Annotated in this window: 10 protein-coding genes; 6 read left to right on the top strand and 4 right to left on the bottom strand. The window is 73.8% G+C overall.

Annotation, left to right across the window (positions count from 1 at the left end):
- Positions 1–56: 56 nt before the first annotated feature.
- A complete protein-coding gene (locus AB0C21_RS31310; RefSeq protein ID WP_500209072.1) occupies positions 57–1,496 on the bottom strand; it encodes an LCP family protein in 1,440 nt (479 codons plus the stop codon).
- Positions 1,497–1,636: 140 nt separating this feature from the next.
- Here AB0C21_RS31310 and AB0C21_RS31305 point away from each other — a divergent pair, with 140 nt between their 5' ends.
- Positions 1,637–2,578 carry a DUF6177 family protein gene (locus AB0C21_RS31305; RefSeq protein ID WP_353819243.1) on the top strand — a complete coding sequence of 314 codons (942 nt, stop codon included), beginning with the start codon at positions 1,637–1,639 and terminating at the stop codon, positions 2,576–2,578.
- Positions 2,579–2,661: 83 nt separating this feature from the next.
- Positions 2,662–4,089, top strand: coding sequence for a DUF1266 domain-containing protein (locus AB0C21_RS31300; protein ID WP_500209070.1), 1,428 nt, complete (start codon positions 2,662–2,664; stop codon positions 4,087–4,089).
- A gap of 47 nt (positions 4,090–4,136) precedes the next feature.
- On the opposite strand, the gene AB0C21_RS31295 is transcribed toward AB0C21_RS31300, so the two are convergent.
- Positions 4,137–4,643 carry a hypothetical protein gene (locus AB0C21_RS31295; RefSeq protein ID WP_500209068.1) on the bottom strand — a complete coding sequence of 169 codons (507 nt, stop codon included), beginning with the start codon at positions 4,641–4,643 and terminating at the stop codon, positions 4,137–4,139.
- Positions 4,640–6,421 (bottom strand): CpaE/TadZ family protein, encoded by a 1,782-nt coding sequence (locus AB0C21_RS31290; protein ID WP_500209066.1) that lies wholly within the window; start codon positions 6,419–6,421, stop codon positions 4,640–4,642. Before AB0C21_RS31290 ends, AB0C21_RS31295 begins: the two co-directional genes overlap by 4 nt.
- 220 nt (positions 6,422–6,641) lie before the next feature.
- Here AB0C21_RS31290 and AB0C21_RS31285 point away from each other — a divergent pair, with 220 nt between their 5' ends.
- Positions 6,642–7,463 carry a hypothetical protein gene (locus AB0C21_RS31285; protein ID WP_500209065.1) on the top strand — a complete coding sequence of 274 codons (822 nt, stop codon included), beginning with the start codon at positions 6,642–6,644 and terminating at the stop codon, positions 7,461–7,463.
- A gap of 27 nt (positions 7,464–7,490) precedes the next feature.
- Here AB0C21_RS31285 and AB0C21_RS31280 read toward each other — a convergent pair whose 3' ends face one another.
- A complete protein-coding gene (locus tag AB0C21_RS31280) occupies positions 7,491–7,772 on the bottom strand; it encodes a hypothetical protein (RefSeq protein ID WP_500209064.1) in 282 nt (93 codons plus the stop codon).
- 300 nt (positions 7,773–8,072) lie between these two features.
- On the opposite strand from AB0C21_RS31280, the gene AB0C21_RS31275 reads away from it, so the two are divergent.
- Genes AB0C21_RS31275 through AB0C21_RS31265 form a run of 3 tightly spaced genes read left to right on the top strand, consistent with a single transcriptional unit; the run spans position 8,073 to position 20,708 of the window.
- Positions 8,073–8,474 (top strand): YbaB/EbfC family nucleoid-associated protein, encoded by a 402-nt coding sequence (locus AB0C21_RS31275; RefSeq protein WP_500209062.1) that lies wholly within the window; start codon positions 8,073–8,075, stop codon positions 8,472–8,474.
- Complete coding sequence (locus AB0C21_RS31270; RefSeq protein ID WP_149263088.1) at positions 8,471–8,773, top strand: WXG100 family type VII secretion target; 303 nt, start codon at positions 8,471–8,473, stop codon at positions 8,771–8,773. The genes AB0C21_RS31275 and AB0C21_RS31270 overlap by 4 nt, the downstream gene beginning before the upstream one ends.
- Before the next feature lie 7 nt (positions 8,774–8,780).
- Positions 8,781–20,708 carry a DUF8616 domain-containing protein gene (locus AB0C21_RS31265; RefSeq protein ID WP_500209061.1) on the top strand — a complete coding sequence of 3,976 codons (11,928 nt, stop codon included), beginning with the start codon at positions 8,781–8,783 and terminating at the stop codon, positions 20,706–20,708.
- Positions 20,709–20,736 lie beyond the last annotated feature (28 nt).

Raw genomic sequence — 20,736 nt, 5'->3', positions numbered from 1 at the left:
GTTTTGATGCGATGAATGGTTTGCGCGGGCCAAGATACCGGTGGGGAACGGCCACATCAGGTCTGTGCGCAGATATCGCGGTCCGCGCGTATCTCCCCCGCCATTTTCGGCACCGTCGGGTTGATCATCCGGAGATTGGCGCCCTCCCTGCCGATGACCAAGTAGACGTAGCCGGGTCTGGCGGACGCCCACGGGCGCGGTTGGACGCCGAGCACCGCGATGGCGAGGCGGGCGGCCTGCCGCTCGGCGCCCGCGCCGTAGAGGATCTGCGTGCGGGCGAAGTGCTTCTTGGCGGTGCCGACCTTGACGATCTGGAAGCCGCGCTCGGCGAGCTGGTCGGCGGTCCGCTGGGCGAGGCCGCCGGTGCCGGACGCGTTGAAGACGCCGAGCCTGACCTGTGCGGGCGGGACGGGCGGGACCTTGTTCTGCGCGGGCACGGGCGCCGGCGCGGGCTCGGGGAGCTTGTTGTCCTCCCGGATGGACCGGAACAGCGGCTCGGCGGCGGCCTGGGCGAACTGGACGCGGTTCCTGTCCTGCGGGTACGCCTCCACGGGAACGGTGACGAACCGAACCTTGCCGGCGCTCATCCCGCGCAAGGAGCCCGCGAGCTTCTGCATCACCGACAGCGACAGGCCCTTGTCGGCCTTGATGGACTTGGTGGAGGCGGAGAGGAAGTCGTAGGTCCGGCCGGGGTCGGTGAGCATGCCCTTGTCCGTGGCCTTCTTGACGACGGACGCCATGAACGCCTGCTGCCGCTTGATCCGGTCGAGGTCGGAGCCGTCGCCGAGGACGTAGCGGGTGCGGACGTAGCCGAGGGCCTGGTCGCCGTGGACGACCTGCCGGCCCGCCCTGAGGTGCAGTTCGGCCTTCGGGTCGTCGATCCGCTTGGGGACGCAGATCTCCACGCCGCCGAGCGCGTCCACGACCCGCTTGAACCCGGCGAAGTCCACCTCGACGTAGTGGTCGATGTGGATCTTGGTGAGCGACTCGATCGTCTTCCAGGTGCAGGCCGGACCGCCGTTGGAGAACGCCGCGTTGATCATCCCGAACTGGGCCGGGACGGTCGTGCCGTTGCGGCGCTTGCACGGCGGCATCCGCACCATCGAGTCGCGCGGGAAGCTGACGCCGATGGCGCTCTCCCCGCCGGGCGAGATGTGCAGCAGGATCGTGGTGTCCGAGCGCTGCCCGGCCTCGGCGCCGTAGCGGGCGTTCTCCCCGGCGCGGCTGTCGGAGCCCATCAGCAGGATGTTCAGCGAGTTGTTCAGCTTGGGCGGGCGGTGGTCGCCGAGCTTGCCGCCGACGTCCTCGCGGTCGATCTGGCCGTCCAGCCGCCGCCAGAACCCGTAGGCGGTGAGGCTGCCCGCGACGAGCACGACCGACAGGCCGATCGACACCCAGCCGAGCACGCGCCACAGGCGCCCCCGCACCGGCGGTTCCGGTGGCGGCGGGGCGCTGTCCGCGTACAGCACGGGAGAGGGGGCGACGGCTCGCTGCATCCGGAACATTTCAACACAGATTGGACATGCGCCACGGGCGTCACCGGAAAGACGCAGGCCCGCGGGCGGCGGGCCGGACGGCGGGCGCCGGTCCCGCCGGGCACCCGGGCACGACGGCCGGCACTAGACTCCGGGGCGAGATGAGCACCGTAGACGCGCTGACCGACCAGGCGATGGTCGTCCTCCAGGACCGTCCGGTGGTGCCGCTGAGCGCCTGGCTGAACAGGGCGCTCGGCGAATGCGCCGGCAGCGGCCGCACCCTCCAGCTCGTCACGCCGCTGGAGTCGCGGCTGTCGCTGCCGCTGCGCACCGCGGCGTCCGGGAACGACGTGCAGTGGGTCGTGCGGAACGGCGACGGCTACTACGAGGGCCTGACCGGACGGCCGCTCAAGTGGAGCGGCGGCACGTTCGTGCCCGTCCCGGAGGCCCGCGACTACGCGCCCGGTTACACCACCCGCCCGACGGCGCCGGTCGGCTCGCAGCTCACCCTCGTCTACCGGATCAGGCACGGCGCCGAGGGCGACCTCGGCGGACCCGTCGAGCGGCTGCTGCAGCTCGTCACCGGCAAGCCCCCCGCGGGCCTCGGCCCGGCCGAGCCGCTGGAGCACCCGTGGCGGCGCGACCGGCTCACCGAGTACGCGCGCGGGCGCTCCACCGCGCGGCTCATCGTCGGCGGCGACGGGCCCCGCCCCGCGCAGGCGATCTGCGACTTCACCGCCAGCGAGGGCGGCGGCGTCGCCGAGGTCAGCACCGTCACCGTCGGCTACGCGCCGGAGGACCCGCCGCCCCTGCAGCACCTGCCGACCCTGGTCGGGGCGCTGGCCGCCGACCAGCCGGTGGCGTCGATCTTCGTCCAGCTCACCCCGGGCCGCGCCGACCTCACCACCGAGCCGCGCTGGACGGGCGCGCCGGCCCCGGTCGCGCTCGCCGTCGCGGGCGCGGTGGCCGGCCCGAACGGGCTGCCCGGCCAGCAGGTCGGCCCGCCGCGCGCGCCGCTGACGTTCTTCCCGCTCGGCGACGGCCGCTCGCAGGACGGCTGGCAGCGGCACGCCATGCTCATGCAGCACCTCCAATCGGGCTGATTCACCTCGGGTGGTGACAGGCCGCCACATACCGGGCAGCAAGGAGATGATCTACCCGTAAGGGATGTTGTACGGTCCTGCCCATGGGAGAGGCCGGCCAGCTCGACGCGCTTGAGCGGGCCGTCGAAGGGACGCTCGCCGAGGGGTCGTTCGAGTTCGACGACGACGAGGCGGTACTCCGCATCGAGGGGTCGCTCGTCCTCACGACCAGCTGGTTCCTCGGCCTCGGCGCGGGCGGGGTGTCGCTGCTGCTGACCGGCGCCGTCCTGTCCCTGACCGGCCTGCAGGACCTCGCCCGGTGGGCGCTCGCGCCCGGCGCCGCGCTGCTGGCCCTGATCGGGGGGTTCCTCCTGCTGCTGCGCTTCACCCCGCTGGCCGGGCTCTGGTCGGACCTGGAACTGCGGTTCGCCGAGCAGGCGGTGGTCCACCGGCGGACGCGGATCCCGTTCGGCGAGCTGCGCCCCGAGCATCTGGTCTGGAAGAACGGGCGGTTCTTCCGGCGCCTCTACGTCCGGCACCCGGCGCTCCGCAAGCAGCTCGCCGGGTTCTTCGGCAGCGAGGAGCGGCAGGCCGAGGAGTTCCAGCGGCGGCTCTGGGAGCTGATCTCCGCGCCCGACCTGACCGGCGTCCTCACCCATGGCAGCGACCTCACGCCCGTGCAGCGCTGGATCATCGCGGCGGGCGCCCCCTACGGCGCCGTCAACGGCTTCCGGGTGGACCGGCTCGGCGCCGCGCCCGGCACGTCCGCCGCGGCCGCCGACCGGCGCGCCGCGCAGGATTTGCTCCAGGACCCCTGGGGCGCCTACGACCTGGAGCAGCTCCTCGGCGCCGTCAACTGGCTCGTCCAGGACGGGCACCGCGCCGACTTCACGCAGGACGCCCGCCTCGCCGCCCGGCCCCCCGCCGCGCAGCGCGAGTACGAGGCGCTGCTGCGCGAGGTCGACGGCCTCATCGCCGGCGACCGGCTGGAGCCCCCGTTCGTGGAGCGGCTCATCGAGCTCGTCCGCGTCCGGTACGGGGACGAGGGCGGCTCGTACGCGCGGCTCGTCCCGCCGCTGCTGCGCGACGAGCCCGGCGCGGACGCGAGCGAGGAGGGCGCCGAGCTCGCCCTGTTCCTCCACCAGCTCTTCAACGACCGCAACCACGCGGCGGAGGAGCTGCACCGGCTGAAGGTCCTCGCCGACCCGGCGCTGCGCGCCAACGTGGGACGGTTCCTCATCTGGGACTACGGGCGCGCACTCATGCTCTACCGGTGGGGCCACATCGTGGGGTGGCTGACCGAGGAGTACTGCTGGGACCGGATGCTCCCGCTGGCGCTCGACATCCAGCGCCGGTACACGTCCTGGCGGGACATGGCGACCTGCTACCTGCAGGGACGGCTCCTGTGGTCGGGCGGCGGCGGCAAGGCGCAGGCCGAGTACGAGCAGCTCATCGAGGAGCTCGCCACCGACCCCCGCAGCCCGTGGAACCTCGTCCCCTGGGACCTGGACCTCACCCGCGACTGGCCCTGACCGCCGCGGTATCCGCCGAGGAGCGGCCCCAGCCCCGGATGACGGAACTAGCCGATCACGCCGCCCTGGTAGGCGGCGCCGCCCGCGTCGCCCGCCGGGCCCGGGAAGCCGCCCGCAGCGCCGCCTCCCGGTTGGGCGCCGCCTCCGGGCTGGGCGCCTCCCTGGCCGGACGCCTTCCAGCTGCGGGCCGGGGCGTCGGTCGCGCCCTCCGGGTACACCATCCCGCCGAGCCAGTGGACGAGGGAGTCGGCGAACTTGCGCGCGACGCGGACCGCGTCCGGCACGTCGGCGGCCGCGCGGATGTCCACCCACCAGACCGGGGCCACCACCCGCGCCGCGAACTCGGGGCCGAGCAGCCGGCCGATCTCGCCCTGCACCGACACCTGCACGGCGTCCTCGATCGACACGAGCAGGCGTCCCTCGCCGTCGTGCAGGCGCGTGGGTTCGGGCTCGCCGCCGCGCAGCTCCAGCGGCTCGCCCATCGCGATCATGCCGTCGGCGACGGCGTGCACGTCGGGACGGCGGCGCACCAGCGCGACCAGGTCGCTGCTCATCGCGTCACCCCCGCGGTCAGCGAGCGCGAGAACACCTCGTACACGACGCGCGTCACCGCGGCGCGGGCGGCGGCGGAGATGCGGGACATGTCGACCGAGCTGCCCGTGGCGAGCTGCCGGTCGTACGGGACGGACACGACGGGCAGCCCCCATGCGGTGAGCATCTGGTGCGCGCGTTGCAGGTCGGCGCCCACCTGCGGCGCGTGCGACACCATCGCGATGACGGTGCGCGGCAGCAGCGCCTGCTGGTTGTTGGAGGAGAACCACTCCAGCGCCCCGCGCGCGCTCAGGGCGCCGTCGACCGTGCCCGGGGTGACAAGGACGAGGCCGTGCGAGCTCGCGATGACGCCGCGGTTCACCTCGGTGAGGATGCCCGCGCCGCAGTCGACGACCGTCGCGGAGACGTACCGGCTCACCGCGCTGAGGGCGGTCTGGAACGTCTCCAGGGTGAACTCCCCCGCGATGCGTCCGTCGCGCGTGGACGACAGCACGTAGAGGCCGTCGGGGGTGCGGGTGAGGAAGCGCTCCGCCTCCTCGAACGTGTGCGGGTTCTGCGCCGCCAGGTCGAACAGCGACAGCTGCGAGCGGACGCCGAGACGCAGCGGCAGCGAACCCAGCTCGGCGTCGGCGTCGGCGGCCAGCACCCGGTCGACGCGGTGCCGGGCCAGCTCCGTCGCGACCATCGCCGCCATCGTCGTCTTGCCCGCGCCGCCGCGCACGCTCGCCACCGCGATCTGCCGGGAGCTCGGCACCTGCCGCTGCATCAGGTCGGCGAACGCGGCCCGCTCCCGGGCCTCCCGTCCGCCGCCGCCCATGGCGTTGCGGACGCCGCGTCCCATGCGGCGGGCGAGGGGGTCGCCGTGCTGGTTCTTGCGGACGAGGTCGTGGGCCGGGATCTGGTGACCGCCGCCCGCCTGCTCGGCCGGGACCGGGTGGGCCGGCGCCTGGGGTGCGGGAGCGGCGGCGTTCGCGTCCGCCTGCCGGCCGGCGGCGTCGGTGGACGACGGCACCGCGCCGAGGACGGGGTTGACCGCCGCCGCCCAGTCGAAGTCGGAACCGATGAGGGGCTCGAGGTGCTCGGGCTGGGCGTGGCCCTGGCCTTCCGCCGTCGGCTGCTCCGCCGCGGCCTGCTGCGCGGCGGCCTGCTGGGCCGCCGCCTGTTGCGCTGCCGCTTGCTGCGCGGCGGCCTGCTGAGCCGCCGCCTGCTCGGCCGCGGCGCGCTCGGCCGCTGCTTGCTCAGCGGCTTGCTGCGCCGCCGCTTGTTGTGCGGCGGCCTGTTGCGCAGCGGCCTGCTCGGCTGCCGCACGCTCGGCTGCCGCACGCTCGGCTGCCGCACGCTCAGCGGCTGCTTGCTCAGCGGCTTGCTGAGGGGGCGCTTGTTGGGCGGCCATCGGCTGGGCGAAGGGCTGCGGGGCGGCGGGCTGAGCCGCGGGCTGCTGGGCGGCGGGCTGCGGGGACGGGTCGGGCGGCTGCGGGAGCAGGGGCTGCGGTTCCGGGAGCAGCGGGGCCGGGCCGTCGGGCGCGTCCTGCCCCAGCTCGACGGGCGCGGCGAACGGCGGCACCTCGGGGGGTGCCGGTGAGGCCGCCTGCACGGGCTGCGGAGCGGGTTGCGGGACGGGCGCGGCTGCCGGCTGCTGCTCAGGCGCGGGACGGGGCGGCGCCTCCGCCCCCCAGGACCCCTGGGCCGGGCTGTTCGGCGTCGCGTCGAGCATCTGGAATCCCCGCCGCGATACGCCGATCTCGCGCAGGACCGCGTGCTGCCAGCTGGAGTCGGACACCTGCCTCCCCTCTCACCGGCCAGCCTACGAGACACTCGTCACCGCACGCACCGAGACCGGATGCATGACCCATCCGTCTCAGCCTAGGAGCCATACCTCATCAGGGTTTCATCGGCACGGAGACCTGCATATGGGAAATCTGCCATGAAATCCCCAGGCCCCTCCCGTAGTCTGGCCGGATCTCAGTCGGCACCCCGCACGTGAACCGCCCGGAGCGAGCATGAACCCCCCACCTTGGCCCGGTCAGCCGTCCGGCGGGCCGGGATACCCGCCGCCGGGCGGGCCTGTCGGCCCGCCCCCGCCGCCGATGCCCGGCGGCCCCGGCTTCCCTCCCCCGCCCCCGCCGCGCGGCGGCGCCAGCACGCTCGTGTGGCTGCTCCTCGTCGGCTCGGTGCTGGCCGTGGCCATCGTGGGCACGGTCGCCGTCCTCGTGTTCGGCGACGATGACAAGGAACCGGCCAGGACGCTCTCGCTGCCGTCCACGACGCGCCTGCCGACCCTCGAATCGACGACGGAACCGACGACGCAGCCGACGCCCACCCGCTCCAGCGGCGGGGCGGTCGACCCGTCCGGCGTGCTGAGCCGGACGATCACGACGGCGAAGGGCAACGTGTTCACGCAGGCGGGGACCCGCACCGAGTCGTGCACCACCCGCGCGAACTCCGTGCTGCTGCCCGCGCTGCGCCGGCACCCCTGCGTCGGGAGCATGTACTCGGCCGTCTACGCCAACCCGTCAAAGCAGATCATCACGTCGGTCTCGATCCTGAAGTTCGCCACCTCGACGGACGCGTCCATCGTCAAGGGCTACACGAACCAGGAGGGCTGGCCGAAGCTGCTGACCCCCTCGGACGCCAGCGGGCTTCCGCAGCCGAAGGCCGACCCGGCGTACTGGACGCGGACCTGGGCGCAGGGCTCCACGGTCGTCTACGCCCAGTCGTACTGGTCCAACGGCGGCCCGACCGGCGGCCGCACGGGCAGCGTCTTCGCGACCGCCGGGGAGCTCGGCGTCGAGGTCACCAACACGCTGCTGTGGAGCAACTGATCGCGGGCCGGGCGGCGCGCCTCGGCGTCAGCCGCCCTGCCCCGGCTCCTCGCCGTCCTTCTCGTCCTGCTGAGCCTGCTGGGCCCTCGCCTGCTTGCGGGCGAGGGACGACTCGTACGCGGCCAGCATCCGCTCCCCGCCGGGACGCATCTCGAACCGGATGCCCCGATCGCCCTCGTAGGGGTTCCGGTGGTCGAACCCACCGCGGTAGATCTCGTCCGGCACCCGCTCGGGGAAGGCGTCGCAGTAGGGGATCCAGCGGTCGAGCGACGTCTGCGCGCCAGGGTTGGACCTCTTCTGCAGGCGCACGCACGCGTCACAGATGTTCGGCCTCCTGCGCATCGTTCGCCACACCCCTCCAAGGTCGTCCTCTGGGATCGCGCGGCGCACCGCGCGGTCCCCGAAGTGTTCCACAAGCCAGGGTTCCACAGGGCGGACGGCTTCCGGCGGCATCGTGCGACGTCCGAGCACTGCATGGCAATCACGGACAGTCCGGAACAGGTTGCGAAATCCACATTGAAACCCCTATAAATGATCAATCCCTGTGTGTACCTGTGATCGTGCGCGGTCGCGGGCTCTTGCAAGCTCCCGACGAACAGAGGGGTGCCTGTGCGCGCTGAATGGCAGGCGCATATCGACGAGCTCCTGCAGACGTACCAGGAGAAGCGCCGGCAGATCCAGGACATGCAGTCCAAGCTGGAGGCGATCGAGGCCGAGGCGGAGGCCGCCGACGGCATGGTGAAGGTGAAGGTCGACCGGCAGGGCCGGCTGACCTCCCTCGAACTCGACCCGCGCGTGCAGCGCAAGCTCGGCTCCGCGGAGCTCGCCGAAGCGATCATGGAGGCGTCCCGGGACGCGCAGGCGCAGGTCGTCGAGCAGATGCGCGCGGCGATGCAGGGACTCGCGCCGGAGGGCGCCGCGGAGGGCGGCGTCGACTTCGGCAAGCTGCTGCCGGAGCGGCCGGACGACTTCGACGCGATCCGCGAGCGGCTCGGAATCCCGCCGCGATGACCTACGAGTACCTCGAGGTCGACACAGAGGAGCTCAAGCGCGCGGGCAAGGGCTTCCACGACGGCGCGACGCAGCTCAAAGCGATCTACGACCGGCTCAACTCCGCGCTGATGGCCGAGGGCGAGTGCTGGGGCTCCGACGAGACCGGCAAGACGTTCGCCGAGGGCTACAAGGAGCCGAGTACGAGCGTCCTGGAGTCGTTCCCCAAGCTCAAGGACGGCCTGGAAGGCATCAAGAAGGGTGTCGACCAGATGGCCAAGACCTACAAGCAGGCAGAGGACGCCTCGAGGCTGAAGTGAGCTGATCGTGGGTCTTGAAATCCCAGAACCGGTCCAGTGGCTGTCCTGGATCATCGGTTCCGACTGGCCTGAGGGCGACGAGACGGCCATGCGCCGCGCCGCCGAGGCGTGGCGCACCGCCGGCACCGAGATCAACGAGCTGATCGAGGACCTCAACCAGACGGCGGGCGACGTGCGCGCCGCGCTCGACAGCGGCGCGGCCGAGGAGTTCGGCAAGAAGTGGGACCAGTGGGTCTCCACCGATCCGCAGATCCTGACGAAGCTCGTCGAGTCGTGCGGGCAGCTCGGCGAGACGCTGGACGGCGGCGCGCTCGACATCGAGTACGCGAAGTACATGTTCATCGCGCTGCTGATCATCACGGCGATCGAGATCGCCTACCTGATCGCGGCGGCGTTCGCGACGTTCGGTGCGTCCACCGCGGCCATCCCCGCCGTGGAGGCCGGGGCCCAGGTCGCGTCCAGGACCATCTTCCAGCGGCTGCTGGAGTGGCTGAGCCAGCGGTTCCTCGGCGCCGTCCTCAAGGGCGCCGTGGTCGGCGCGCTCCAGGGCGGCGGGCTCGACCTGCTCGTCCAGGGCGTCCAGATCGCGCAGGGCAACCGCGACGGCGTCGACTGGAAGAAGACCGGCTCCGCCACCCTCGACGGCGCGATCGGCGGCGCCATCTCCGGCGGCATCGGCCACGGCATGGGCAAGGTCCCCGGCCTGAACGGCCCCGCCGACACCGCGCTCGGCGGCATGGCCAAGGGCATGGTGCGCGACGGCGTGTCCGAGGCCGTCAGCGGCGTGGCCGGCACGGTCGCCACCGCCGCCGTGCACGGCGACCCGCTGACCTGGGACTCCATCGCCAAGGGCGCCACGTCCGGCGCGTTCGGCGGCGCCGTCGGCGGCGGCAAGGACGGCCTCAACGAGTACAACTCGCACGTTCCCGGCGCCAACCCGCCGAACCCGAGCACCCCGCCGACCCCGACGAACGACCCGGCCCCCACGCCCTCCCACACCCCCTCGCCGTCCACCGGCGGCGGTGACGGCGGCGGAGGCGGCGACGGCGGCTCCAACTCCGGCGGTTCCCACTCCAACTCCGGCGGCGGGGGCGGCGGCTCCAACTCCGGCGGTTCCCACTCCAACTCCGGCGGCGGGGGCGGCGGCTCCAACTCCGGCGGCGGAGGCGGTGGTGGATCCCACTCCGGCGGTGGCGGAGGCGGCGGCGGGTCGCACTCCGGCGGTGGCGGAGGCGGCGGCTCCCACTACGGCGGCGGCGATGGCGGCGGAGGCGGGGGCGGCGGCAACCGCATCGCCACGCTTCTCGGCGACACCGGCGGCGGAGGCGGCGGCGGGGCTTCCCTGGCCTCCGCCGGCGGCGACGGCGGCGGGGCGTCCTCGGGCGGCGGGCCCGGCGGCGGCTCGGGCGGCGGCCTCGGCGGCAACCCGTCCGGATTCGGCGGCTCGTCCTCGTCCGGCGGGGGTCCTGTAGGCGGCGGTGCGGTCGGCGGCGGTCCCGCGGGCGGCGGCGCGGCGCCCGGTGGCATGGCCCCCGTGGGCGGCGGTGCCCCCATGGGCGGCGCGGCTCCCGGCGGCGCGTCCCCCGGTGGAGGCGGCCCATCCGGCGGCGGCGCGACCGGCGGCGGTTCCTCCTCGGCCGGCGGCTCTTCGTCTTCTTCGCCGAGTGGCGGCGGCTCGTCCTCGAGCAGTGGCGGCGGCGCAGGTTCGGGCGGCGCACCGGGCGGGGGCTCCGGCACCCGCGGCGGCACCACGCCCCCGAGCGGCGGCTCGTCCTCTCCGGGCGGCGGCTCGTCCACCCTGCACGGCGGCGCCTCGGACGGCGGTTCATCGCCGCACGCGGGCTCGTCGACGCCAGGTGAAGGGCAGCCCACGCCGCACCCCGGGTCATCCAGCCCCGGCGAGAACACGGCACCACCCCACACCACCTCTTCGCCCCCCGGCGACGGCTCGACCACCCCTGGGGACGCCTCGACCACTCCCGGGGAAGGCACGTCGGCACCCCACGACGGCACTTCCACGCCCGGCGACGGCTCGACCGCTCCGCACGAGGGCTCGCCCACCCCCGAAGACGGCACGTCGGCACCACACGACGGCACTTCCACACCTGGGGACGGCTCCACCACCCCGCACGACGGTTCGACCACTCCTGGGGACGGCACGTCAGCACCGCACGACGGCACATCCACGCCCGGCGACGGCTCGACCACCCCGCACGAGGGCTCGCCCACGCCCGGCGACGGCTCCACCACCCCGCACGAGGGCACCTCCACGCCTGGGGACGGCTCCACCACTCCGCAGCCGGGGGCGTCCAGCCCGGGTGACGGGACGGCCACGCCGCCTCCCGGCTCGCCCACTCCTGGCGATGGCGCCCCTACGCCGCCTTCCGGAAGCTCCGCTTCTCCCGAGCCGACGGCCGGGAGCGCGCCGACGCCTACCGGGACCCCGTCGCCGACCCGCACCGAGGGGAACGCGAGCACGCCCGGCGGCGAGACTCGCACTCCCGCAGGCAGCGACCCCGCGTCCGGCGACCCGGCGAGGGGCACCACACCTGGCGACGGCACCGTTCCCCATGAGGGCACCACGCCTAGCGGCGGTGCGACGCCCGGCGATGGCGCGACACCGTCCGGCGATGGCCCGGCGCCCGGTGGCGAGGGCACGAACACCGCGTCCGGCGCGGACCCGCGCGCCTCCGAGGGGTCCACCGATCCGCAGGACGCCATGGCGCGGCCTGAGGACGGTTCCAGCGGAGGGCCCGGCTTCGTGGCCATGCCGATCATGCCGATGGGCACGATGGGCGGACCGGCCGGGACGGCATCCCCGGGCGGCGTGCGCCCGCCTTCGGGCGGCGGTGGGACGGGGCGGACGCCCGCGTCCTCGTCTCCGTCCTCCTCCCCGTCGTCGCCGCGGCCGTCCGAGCGTCCAGGCGGGGACGGCGGTCCGCCGCTGGAGTCCCCGCGTCCCAAGCAGGAGTCCTACGACCCCTCGGATCCGGGCTCGCAGCCGAAGCCGGCGCCGATCGAGAACGTGGACGACCAGGGCGTCGTCCGCAACGAGCAGACTCCGCCGCACGACGAGACCTCCCAGCCGGACGAGGAAGCGCCGCACAAGAAGGAGGCGGGCGACGGGAGCACGCCGGACGACGGCACTTCCGGCGACGGCTCGTCCAACGAGGACGGCTCGTCCGACAAGTCGCAGGACCTCTCCGACGCCGAGCGGCAGACGCGGGACATCCTCTCCCAGTTCGGCGACGACGCGCCCACCGTGGACTTCACGTCCAGCCCGATCGACCCGGCCGCGGTGCACGAGGTCAACAACGCCATCCAGCAGCTCGCGGCGGACTACCCGAGCACGATGCGGGGCCTGACCCACATCGGTTCGGAGGACTTCAACCAGTCGCTCGGGCCGGGCAACGACGACGTCCTCGCCTACGCGACCCCCGAGTCCAACAGCCCCGGCATCTACCTCAACGAGGACGCGTTCGGGGACAACGCCGCGCGCGCCGAGGACGGCGCCGACGAGGAGGCGACCGGGTTCACCGTGCCCGGCGGCGGCTCGACGGAGGGCGTCTTCACGCACGAGTTCGGGCACCACCTCGGGGAGCAGCTGCTCAACGACCCGAGGATGCTCGCGGACCTGAACCGGGCCGTCTCCAACGCGCTCGGCGTCCCTTACGACGCGACGCAGCCGCACGACGCGGCCACGCAGCAGCGCGTCGAGAACGCCCTGTCCGGCTACGGGTCCGGCGATCCCCACGAGATGATGGCGGAGGCGTTCACCGAGTACCGCCTCGCCGAGAACCCCCGCGCGCTCGCCCAGGCCATCGGCCAGGTCATGGACCAGCACCTCGGGGCCAACAGCACCCAGGCGCCGAACGGCACGACGAACGGTGGCGGCTCCACCACGTCCCAGAACCCGGACGGCGGCGGCGCGCCCGACGGCAACACCTCAACGAACGACGGGCAGCCTCACCCCAAGGAGAGCCAGCCGGGCTCGGACGAGACCCAGCCCCGTCCCGACGAAGGCCGGACGCCCGCCGACCAGAACCAGCCTCTCGGTGAGGACGGACGGCCGCGCCCGGACAGCCAGGCTCAGCCCCGCCCGGACGAAGGCCAGCCGGGTGCGGACAACGGCGGCCAGACGCGGAACGACGAGGGACCGGGCCGCACCGACGAGAACCCGCCCGGCGAGGACGGACGCACGCCCGCAGAGGGCGAAACCCGCCCCCGCACCGACGAGGAGCAGCCCCGAGCAGACGACGGCCGGCCACGTACGGACGAAGGCCGGCCCCGCACGGACAACGAAGGCCAGCCTCGAACCGACGATGGTCGGCCGCGCACGGACGACGAGGGCCGGCCCCGCACCGACGACGGCCGACCGCGCACCGACGACGAAGGGCGACCCCGCACCGAGGACGGCCGGCCCCGCACGGACGACGGCCGACCGCGCAGCGACAACGAGGGTCAACCGCGCGCCGATGAAGGGCAGCCGCGGGCGCGGGACGGGCAGCCGCACGATCCCGCCGACGGGCCGCGGCCGCGCCACGACGCGCCGAGCGGCCTGCCGGACCATCTGCACGACGCCTGGCGGAACAGCGCCGAGACCCCGGCGGGACGGGCCCTCTACGGACCCGACGAGCCGCACATGCGTGGGGCGGCGGGGATGGTGCCGCCCGACCCGGCGGGCCGGTTCGTCCTCGACGCGCACGGCAACCGCGACGGCGTGATCGTCGGGGACCGGCCGATGAACGCGGCGGACCTCGCGGCGCTGGTCCGCAGCGACCCGAACTGGAACGGGCGCGACCTGCTCCTGCTGTCCAACAACAGCGGGGACGGGCGCTTCGCCGCCGACCTCGCGCAGCACCTCGGGGTCCGCGTCACGGCCCCGACGGGGGCGGTCGACCTCAACGCTCACGGCCGCCCCGAGTCGTCCGGCTGGGCCGTCCACGACCGGGACGGCAGCGAGGTGGCGCCCGACCCGGTGCGCCGCTTCCCCAGCAACGACGAAGGCCAGTGGTACGGCGACAACCGTCTCGGGGACCAGTTCCGGAACCTGCCGCCGCACCTGCAGAACGCGCTGTACCAGTACACCGTCCAGTCGATGCCGAACGCGTTCCTGCGGCCGGGCGCCGACCTGCAAGGCGCGCTGAACCACTGGCAGGGCGAGTTCAACAGGGCCTGGGCGCTGGCCGGGATGAACGACGGCAGGACCCTCCCGTCGGTGGGAGACCTCGAACGCTGGTCGTCGCACCCGAACCTCACCCCGGAGCAGCGCGCCCTGATCGACGACGTGCTGCTGTCCGACGACCCGGAGGCCCGCCTGGGCCAGATCGGCAAGGACGCGGGCTACTGGTCGTTCCTGAACCAGTACTTCGGTGAGACGCCCACCGTGGACGCGTTCAACCAGCGCATCGGCGAGCTCGACCAGGCGCTGAACCAGCCTCTCCCGGAGCCCGTGCAGACCGAGCGCGGTCTGCACGACGTGAGCTTCATGCGGCTCCCGGACGGCACGGCGCTCGGCCCGCGCGACGCGCACCTGCTCGTCGGCACGATCCAGCACGAGCCCGCGTACATGTCGACGTCGCTCGGACGCGATCCCGCAGTCGTCGACAACAGCCCGTTCAGCTACCGGATCCACATGGACCTGCCGGAGGGCTCGCACGGCGTCTGGATGGGACGCAACAGCGCCTTCTCGGACCAGCGCGAGCTCATCCTGCCGCGCGGCACCCAGTACCAGATCACCCATGTGGACACCAACGCCCGGGACGCCGACGGGAACCCCATCGTCGAGATCCGCGCCACGGTGATCCCCCCGGGGGCCCCGGCCCCCGACCCGCTCAGCGCCGGCAACGTCGCCGCCCCGCACAGCACCAACCCGGCCTGGGCGGGCGCGCCACCGAACCCCGGCCCGTCGCCGCACCCCGGCCCGTCGCCCACCCCTGGGCCTTCGCCGCATCCTGGGACGCCGCCGAACACCGGGTCGTCCGGCCCTGGCTCGTCCCACCCAGGGCCGCCGCCGCGCTTCCGCTCCACGCCGCCCACCGACCCGGGCACCACCCCGTCGTCTGGCGGGAACGACCCGGCGCCGCGCCCCGGCACCGACAACACCCCGCCCGCAAGCGGCAACGAGAACGGCCCCGCGGCCCCCGGCGACAACGGGCCGGCACCACGTACCGACAACCCCGTTCCGGGTAGCAATGAGGGCCCGGCACCACGCAGCGACAACCCGGCCGACCCCACCAACACCAGCGCGCCCCCACACCCCAGCACCGACACCCCCGCAGCACGCAACGAGACCACCCCCGCCCCACGCGCAGGCGAAGGCCCAGCCGCACGTGGCGGGGAAAGCCCTGCGGCACGCGCAGGCGAAGGACCCGCCGCGCGCGGAGGCGAAGGACCCGCCGCACGTAGCGGAGAAGGCCCAGCCGCACGTGGCGGGGAAAGCCCTGCGGCACGCGGAGGCGAAGGACCTGGCGCACGTGGTGGGGAAGGCCCAGCTGCGCGCGGAGGCGAGGGGGCCGCTGCGCGTGGGGAGGACGGTGGCGCGGGAGCGCACGACCCGGCGGCGCGGTCGGAGGACGGTGGGCAGCCCCGCGACGAGGACGGGACTCACGACCACGACGCGGACCCCGGTGAGACACCGCCCGACGGTCTTCCCGACCACCTGCACGACGTCTTCCGGGGCAGCCAGGAGACGCCTGGCGGGCGTGCCTTCTACGGGCCCGACGAGGGTCCCATGCGGGATCTCGCGAGCCGGGTGCCCGCCGACCCGAACCGGTTCATCGTCGACGGGCACGGTGACGCGGACGGGATGCGGGTCGGGGGCCGGCGGCTCAGCGTCGACGACGTCGCCGACCTGATCCGCAACGACCCGAACTGGGACGGCCGCGAGGTCATGCTGCTGTCGTGCGAGACGGGCGACGGCCAGTTCGCCACCCAGCTCGCGCAGCGGCTCGGCGTCCCGGTGACCGCCCCGCACGGGCTCGCCTGGTCGGACGCCGACGGCAACGTCTACGCCTCGTCCGGACGCCCCGGCGAGGACGGGCGGACCCGGCCCGACCTCCCGCCGAACGGCGGCTGGCAGACCCACCGCCCGGACGGCGGCACCGCCCCCGCCGGGCGCGACGGATACGCCCCCGGCCACCCGGTGTCCGACGCGGGCTCCGCAGCCGAGCGCCCAGGCGAGGGCGACGCCACCCGCGGCTCACCCAAGCAGGATCCGTGGAATCCGCCGCAGGTGAACAGGGCCGACACCCAGAACCACTCCCTGAACGCGAAGCAGCACGCCGCGGACGTCGACTATCCGAAGCGGGAAGGCCGCCACCGCATTCTGGCGGTGGACGAGGCAGGCCACCCCGTCCTGGACGAGAACGGGCGCCAGATCGTCCGCTCCATCGTCTACACGAACGCGGACGGCCAGGTCACCCACATCACGAACCCGCAGGCGGAGGGCGAACCGGGCGCGCTGCGGAACCCCAACGAGAACATCGACCTGACGCGGCCGAGGCCCGGCGTCGTCCACCAGATCGACTTCGGGCAAGGCGACCCGCACGTCTTCGTCGGCACCGACGACAACGTGTCACCCGCCGCCGCACCCTTCGACCCGCCGACCCACACGGCCGACGGCGAGCCTCTCAACGAGGTCACCGAGACCGGGCACGACCCGTCGAGCGGGCCCTACAGCGCGCGGCAGCCGCTGGCCGAGAACTCCAGGATCGCGGTCTACGACAACCAGAACCGCCTGCACGGCATCTTCTGGACGGACGGCGACGGCAACATCACCCACGTCCGGACGTGGTACGGCGACAGGAACGGCGCCGCCCACTACAACCCTGAACTCGGCCTGCTCCTGCACAAGGACGACGGGGTCCCGCTCCCCAACGTCAACTACATGGTCGAGCCGCGCACCCGGTTCACGGACCTCGACCCCGCCGACTTCGACCCGATCGACGCCGTTCGACGCGGCGATCTCGGCGCCCAGAGGACGCCCGACGACGGGCTCCCCGATCCATCCGAGGCATCGCCGCCTCCCCGGGAGGACTACCAGGTCAAGCCCGGCACGTTCCTCTTCCACACCGACGAGAACGGCCAGGCCGACATGGCCACCGGCCGTCCCGACTACGAGACGGGCGGCGGCCGCCGTTACGGGGCTCAGCAACACGTCGGGGGTATGGGTGAGGATGAGTACCCCAGGGCGGACTTCAACGGCGGCCACATCTTTGGCCATGACGGGCGGGGTCCGAGGGAGCGCATCAACTACTTCCCGCAATGGGAGATCGAGAACCAGGGCAGGAACGCCCACCAGGTCACTCGGCCGGAGAGCTGGTACGGGCTGGAAAGGCAGCTCGCGACGCTGGACAAGGACCCCGACAACAACATCAGGGTCGACCGGTTCGAGTTCTTCGCCGAGCCCAACCGCAGCGCCGCGGGCGACCTCGCGTACACGCCGCGGGTGGTCCACGCGCGATGGGCACAGACCGACTTCACAGGCAATCCGCCGGTCACGACGGTCCACTACCGGACCTTCTACAACCTGCCGCCGGGTCAGCTCGGCACGCCGCCCACGACACCTCTCAATCCGGACGGCACGCCGAAGAGCCCGGCGCGCCCGTTCGGCTGGGCGGAACCGGCCGCCAGGTCACCGGAGCCGCCCCAGCCGGCGTCCCGCTCGACCGATCCCCCCACGCAGGACGGGACCACTCCTCGAAACGACGCGACTCCGTCCGCCGACCCGGCGACCCGCTCCGCCGAGCCGCCTCCGCAGAGTGGCACAACACCGCCAACCGCCCCGGCGACCCCTTCGGCAGAAGCGACCCCGCAGGGCGGCACGACACCGCACAACAGCACGCCCCCGCCCGCCGACCCGGCGGCCCGTTCCGCAGAACCCACGCCGCAGCACGGCACGACACCGCACAACAGCACGCCCCCGCCCGCGGACCCGGCGACCCGCTCCGCGGAACCCATGCCGCGGGACGGTGCGGGGTCCCGGTCCGAACCGGCCGGCGAGGCCGGGCCGGAGCGCGGGCAGGGCGACTCGGACGAGGCCGCGCCGGAGCACCGGGCGTCCGACGAGGTGATGCGCCAGGTCCACGACGATCCGCGCGTCCGGGAGATGCTGGACCGGGCCGGGGAGCCGCTGGGCGAGCAGTTGCGCACGCAGTTGCAGGACGCACTTCCGAACCACCCCGAGCTGGCCCGCATCGTCGCGGGACACGGCCTGAACGACGTGGAGACGTCCCTCCGCGAGTCGCTTCTCGAACGCCCGAAGACGCTGAACAGCGTGCTGAGCCACCCCGAGGCCGTGCGGATCCTCGAAGGGGCCGTGCACGACGTCAACCAGCGCGGCGCGGACGCCATCCTCGGCGGGGAGAGGGTGAAGGCGCAGCCGACGCCTCTCACGCCCGAGCAGGAGCAGGTCAGCCGGCGGCTGGCCGACTCCGTGGTGCAAGGGCGGCGACCGGGCGAGGAGGCCGTTCCGCATGTTGCGCCGGACCAGCCCGGTTTCGACCCGTCGAGGGTCGACCCCGAGGCCGGGCGCGACGACCCGTACATCAACGCCTACCTGGACGGCCTCTACCACGCCAAGCACGAGTCAGAGGCCCTGCTGCACGCGCTCGTCCACGACCCGGAACTCGCGGAGATGGGCGCCGACCCGAAGCTGCGCCCCGGCGACAAGGACCGGACCCGAGCCCTCGACAAGATCATGGGCGACTACGTCGGGGACGCGAGCCGGCTGAACGACCTGCTCGGTGCCCGCATCCAGTTCCGTTCCGTGGACGGGCTCTACCGGGCGCTCGGCGACATCGAACGGATCGCCGGAAAGCACGGCGTGGAGATCGTGTCCGTCAAGGACCGGATGCAGAACCCGGTCCCGAGCGGCTACCGCGACGTCCAGATGACGGTCCGCATGCCGAACGGGCACATCGGCGAGTTGCGGCTTCACCTGCGGTCGATCGACGACGTGGCCTCCTACGAGCACTCCCTGTACGAGGTGCGCCGGGACCTGCCGAACGTCGCGGAGGCCCAGAACCGCACCGTCACCCCGGAGGAGCTCGCGCTCGACGAGGCGATCAAGCAGCGGGTGATCGGCCGCTTCCAGGAGGCCCTGGACGAGGCGCTCCACGGCCCGCCGCCGCACGCCCGGACCGCCGCTCCGCACGACGCGGGTTCGCACGAAGCGCCTTCGGGCGACGGCCAGGCCGCCCGCCCCGAGACGGCGCCGCGTCCCGAGGTCGCCGCGAAGTACGGCTGGTACTCCGAGCCCGCGCCCGAGGCCCCCGCGCCCTCGCACGGCACGCCCCCCGAGAGCGGAACGGACGGCGTCCGGCCGCCGCACTCGGAGGACCCCGTGCACGACGGCGCCGGCAAGGACGACGACGACGAGGGCACCGCCGGCAAGGACGACGACACGGCGGACGGCGGGGACGACCCGGTGCCCGCCGACCTCCCCGAGCACCTGCACGACCTCTACCGGGACAGCGAGAGCACCCCGGCCGGACGGTCGTTCTTCGGCCCGGACGAGCCAGCCATGCGCGACCTCGCGCGCCGCGTCGAGCCCGACCCGGACACCTTCGTCGTGGACGGCCACGGCGACCGGGACGGTGTGCTGGTGAACGGGCGGCGGCTGAGCGTCGACGACATGGCCGCGCTCATCCGCAACGACCCGAACTGGAACGGCCGCCAGGTCATGCTGCTGTCCTGCCGGACGGGCGAGGGCGACTTCGCCGCGCGGCTCGCGCAGCAGCTCGGCGTCCCGGTGGTGGCCCCGCGCGGGCTCGCCTGGTCGGACTCCGACGGCAACGTGTTCGCATCCTCCGGACGTCCCGGCCCGGACGGGCAGCAGCGTCCCACCTGGCCGCCGGACGGCGGCTGGGACGTGCACCGCCCCGACGGCACCGTCCTCGCCGGGGACGGCGGCCACCCGCCCGGCCATCCCGGCGACGCCGGCCATCGCGAGCACGGCGGCGAGCCGCAGGACGCCGAGGCGCGCGGGCTGCGCGACTGGCTGCGGCCGGAGGGCCGGACCGATCCCGACGGGGTCCACCGGTTCGACACCGACCGGCAGGGCGAGCGCTACGGCGAGAACCGGCTCGGGCACGTGTTCCGCAACCTGCCCGACCATCTGCGGCGCGCCGCGTGGTGGTACACGCGGCAGTCGATGCCGAACCGGTTCCTGCGTCCGGGCGGACCGGACGTCGGCGCCCACCTGAACCGCCTCGCGTGGTCGGAGTGGTCGGCGAACCAGCTGCACCACCTGAACGGCGGGCGGATGCCGACCCGGCTGGAGGAGATCGTCCGGCTGCGGAGCCGCACGGACCTCGACCCGCACCAGCGGCAGCTCGTCGACCGGCTGCTCGCGCCGCCGCTGACGTCGGTGACGGCGCGCCTCGAACAGCTGCGGGCCGACCACCAGGAGCGCCACTGGCTGCGCCAGTACCTCGGCGAGGAGCCGACGGAGCAGGCGTTCTGGCGGCGCATCGCCGAGATCGACCAGGCGCTGAACCAGCCGCTGCCCGAACCCGTCCAGGCCGTGCGCGGGCTGGCGGACCTGAACTTCCTGCTGGGACGGGACGGCCTGCCGCTCGCCGGGCGGGACCCGGTCGCCAACCTGGTCGGCACGGTGCAGACCGACGGCGCCCCCATGTCCACCTCGCTCGGGCGCGATCCCGCCGAGGTGGACGGGCAGTCGTTCGGCAACCGCGTCCACCTGGTGCTGCCGCCCGGGAGCCGCGGGCTGTGGATGGGCTCCAGCAGCGCCTTCCCCGACCAGCGCGAGCTGATCCTGCCGCGGGGCACCCGCTATCAGATCACCAGTGTCGTGCACACCGGCTATGAGACGGTCACGCTCCGCGACGGAACCCGGCAGCGCAGGCCCACCTACGATATAGAGGCCGTGGTCATCCCTCCGGGACCGCCCACGCCCAGGTCAGGGCCATGATGGGCGGACGTCGACGTGAAAGGTGCGC

It is taken from the genome of Spirillospora sp. NPDC049024 (genome assembly GCF_040649235.1).
Taxonomy (GTDB): Bacteria; Actinomycetota; Actinomycetes; order Streptosporangiales; family Streptosporangiaceae; genus Spirillospora.
This window is presented reverse-complemented; position numbering and strand designations above follow the sequence as displayed.

Bases quoted from the DNA above. Each gene is read 5' to 3' on its own strand.
- AB0C21_RS31310 (WP_500209072.1), bottom strand. From the start codon at position 1,496: ATGCAGCGAGCCGTCGCCCCCTCTCCCGTGCTGTACGCGGACAGCGCC.
- AB0C21_RS31305 (WP_353819243.1), top strand. From the start codon at position 1,637: ATGAGCACCGTAGACGCGCTGACCGACCAGGCGATGGTCGTCCTCCAG.
- AB0C21_RS31300 (WP_500209070.1), top strand. From the start codon at position 2,662: ATGGGAGAGGCCGGCCAGCTCGACGCGCTTGAGCGGGCCGTCGAAGGG.
- AB0C21_RS31295 (WP_500209068.1), bottom strand. From the start codon at position 4,643: ATGAGCAGCGACCTGGTCGCGCTGGTGCGCCGCCGTCCCGACGTGCAC.
- AB0C21_RS31285 (WP_500209065.1), top strand. From the start codon at position 6,642: ATGAACCCCCCACCTTGGCCCGGTCAGCCGTCCGGCGGGCCGGGATAC.
- AB0C21_RS31270 (WP_149263088.1), top strand. From the start codon at position 8,471: ATGACCTACGAGTACCTCGAGGTCGACACAGAGGAGCTCAAGCGCGCG.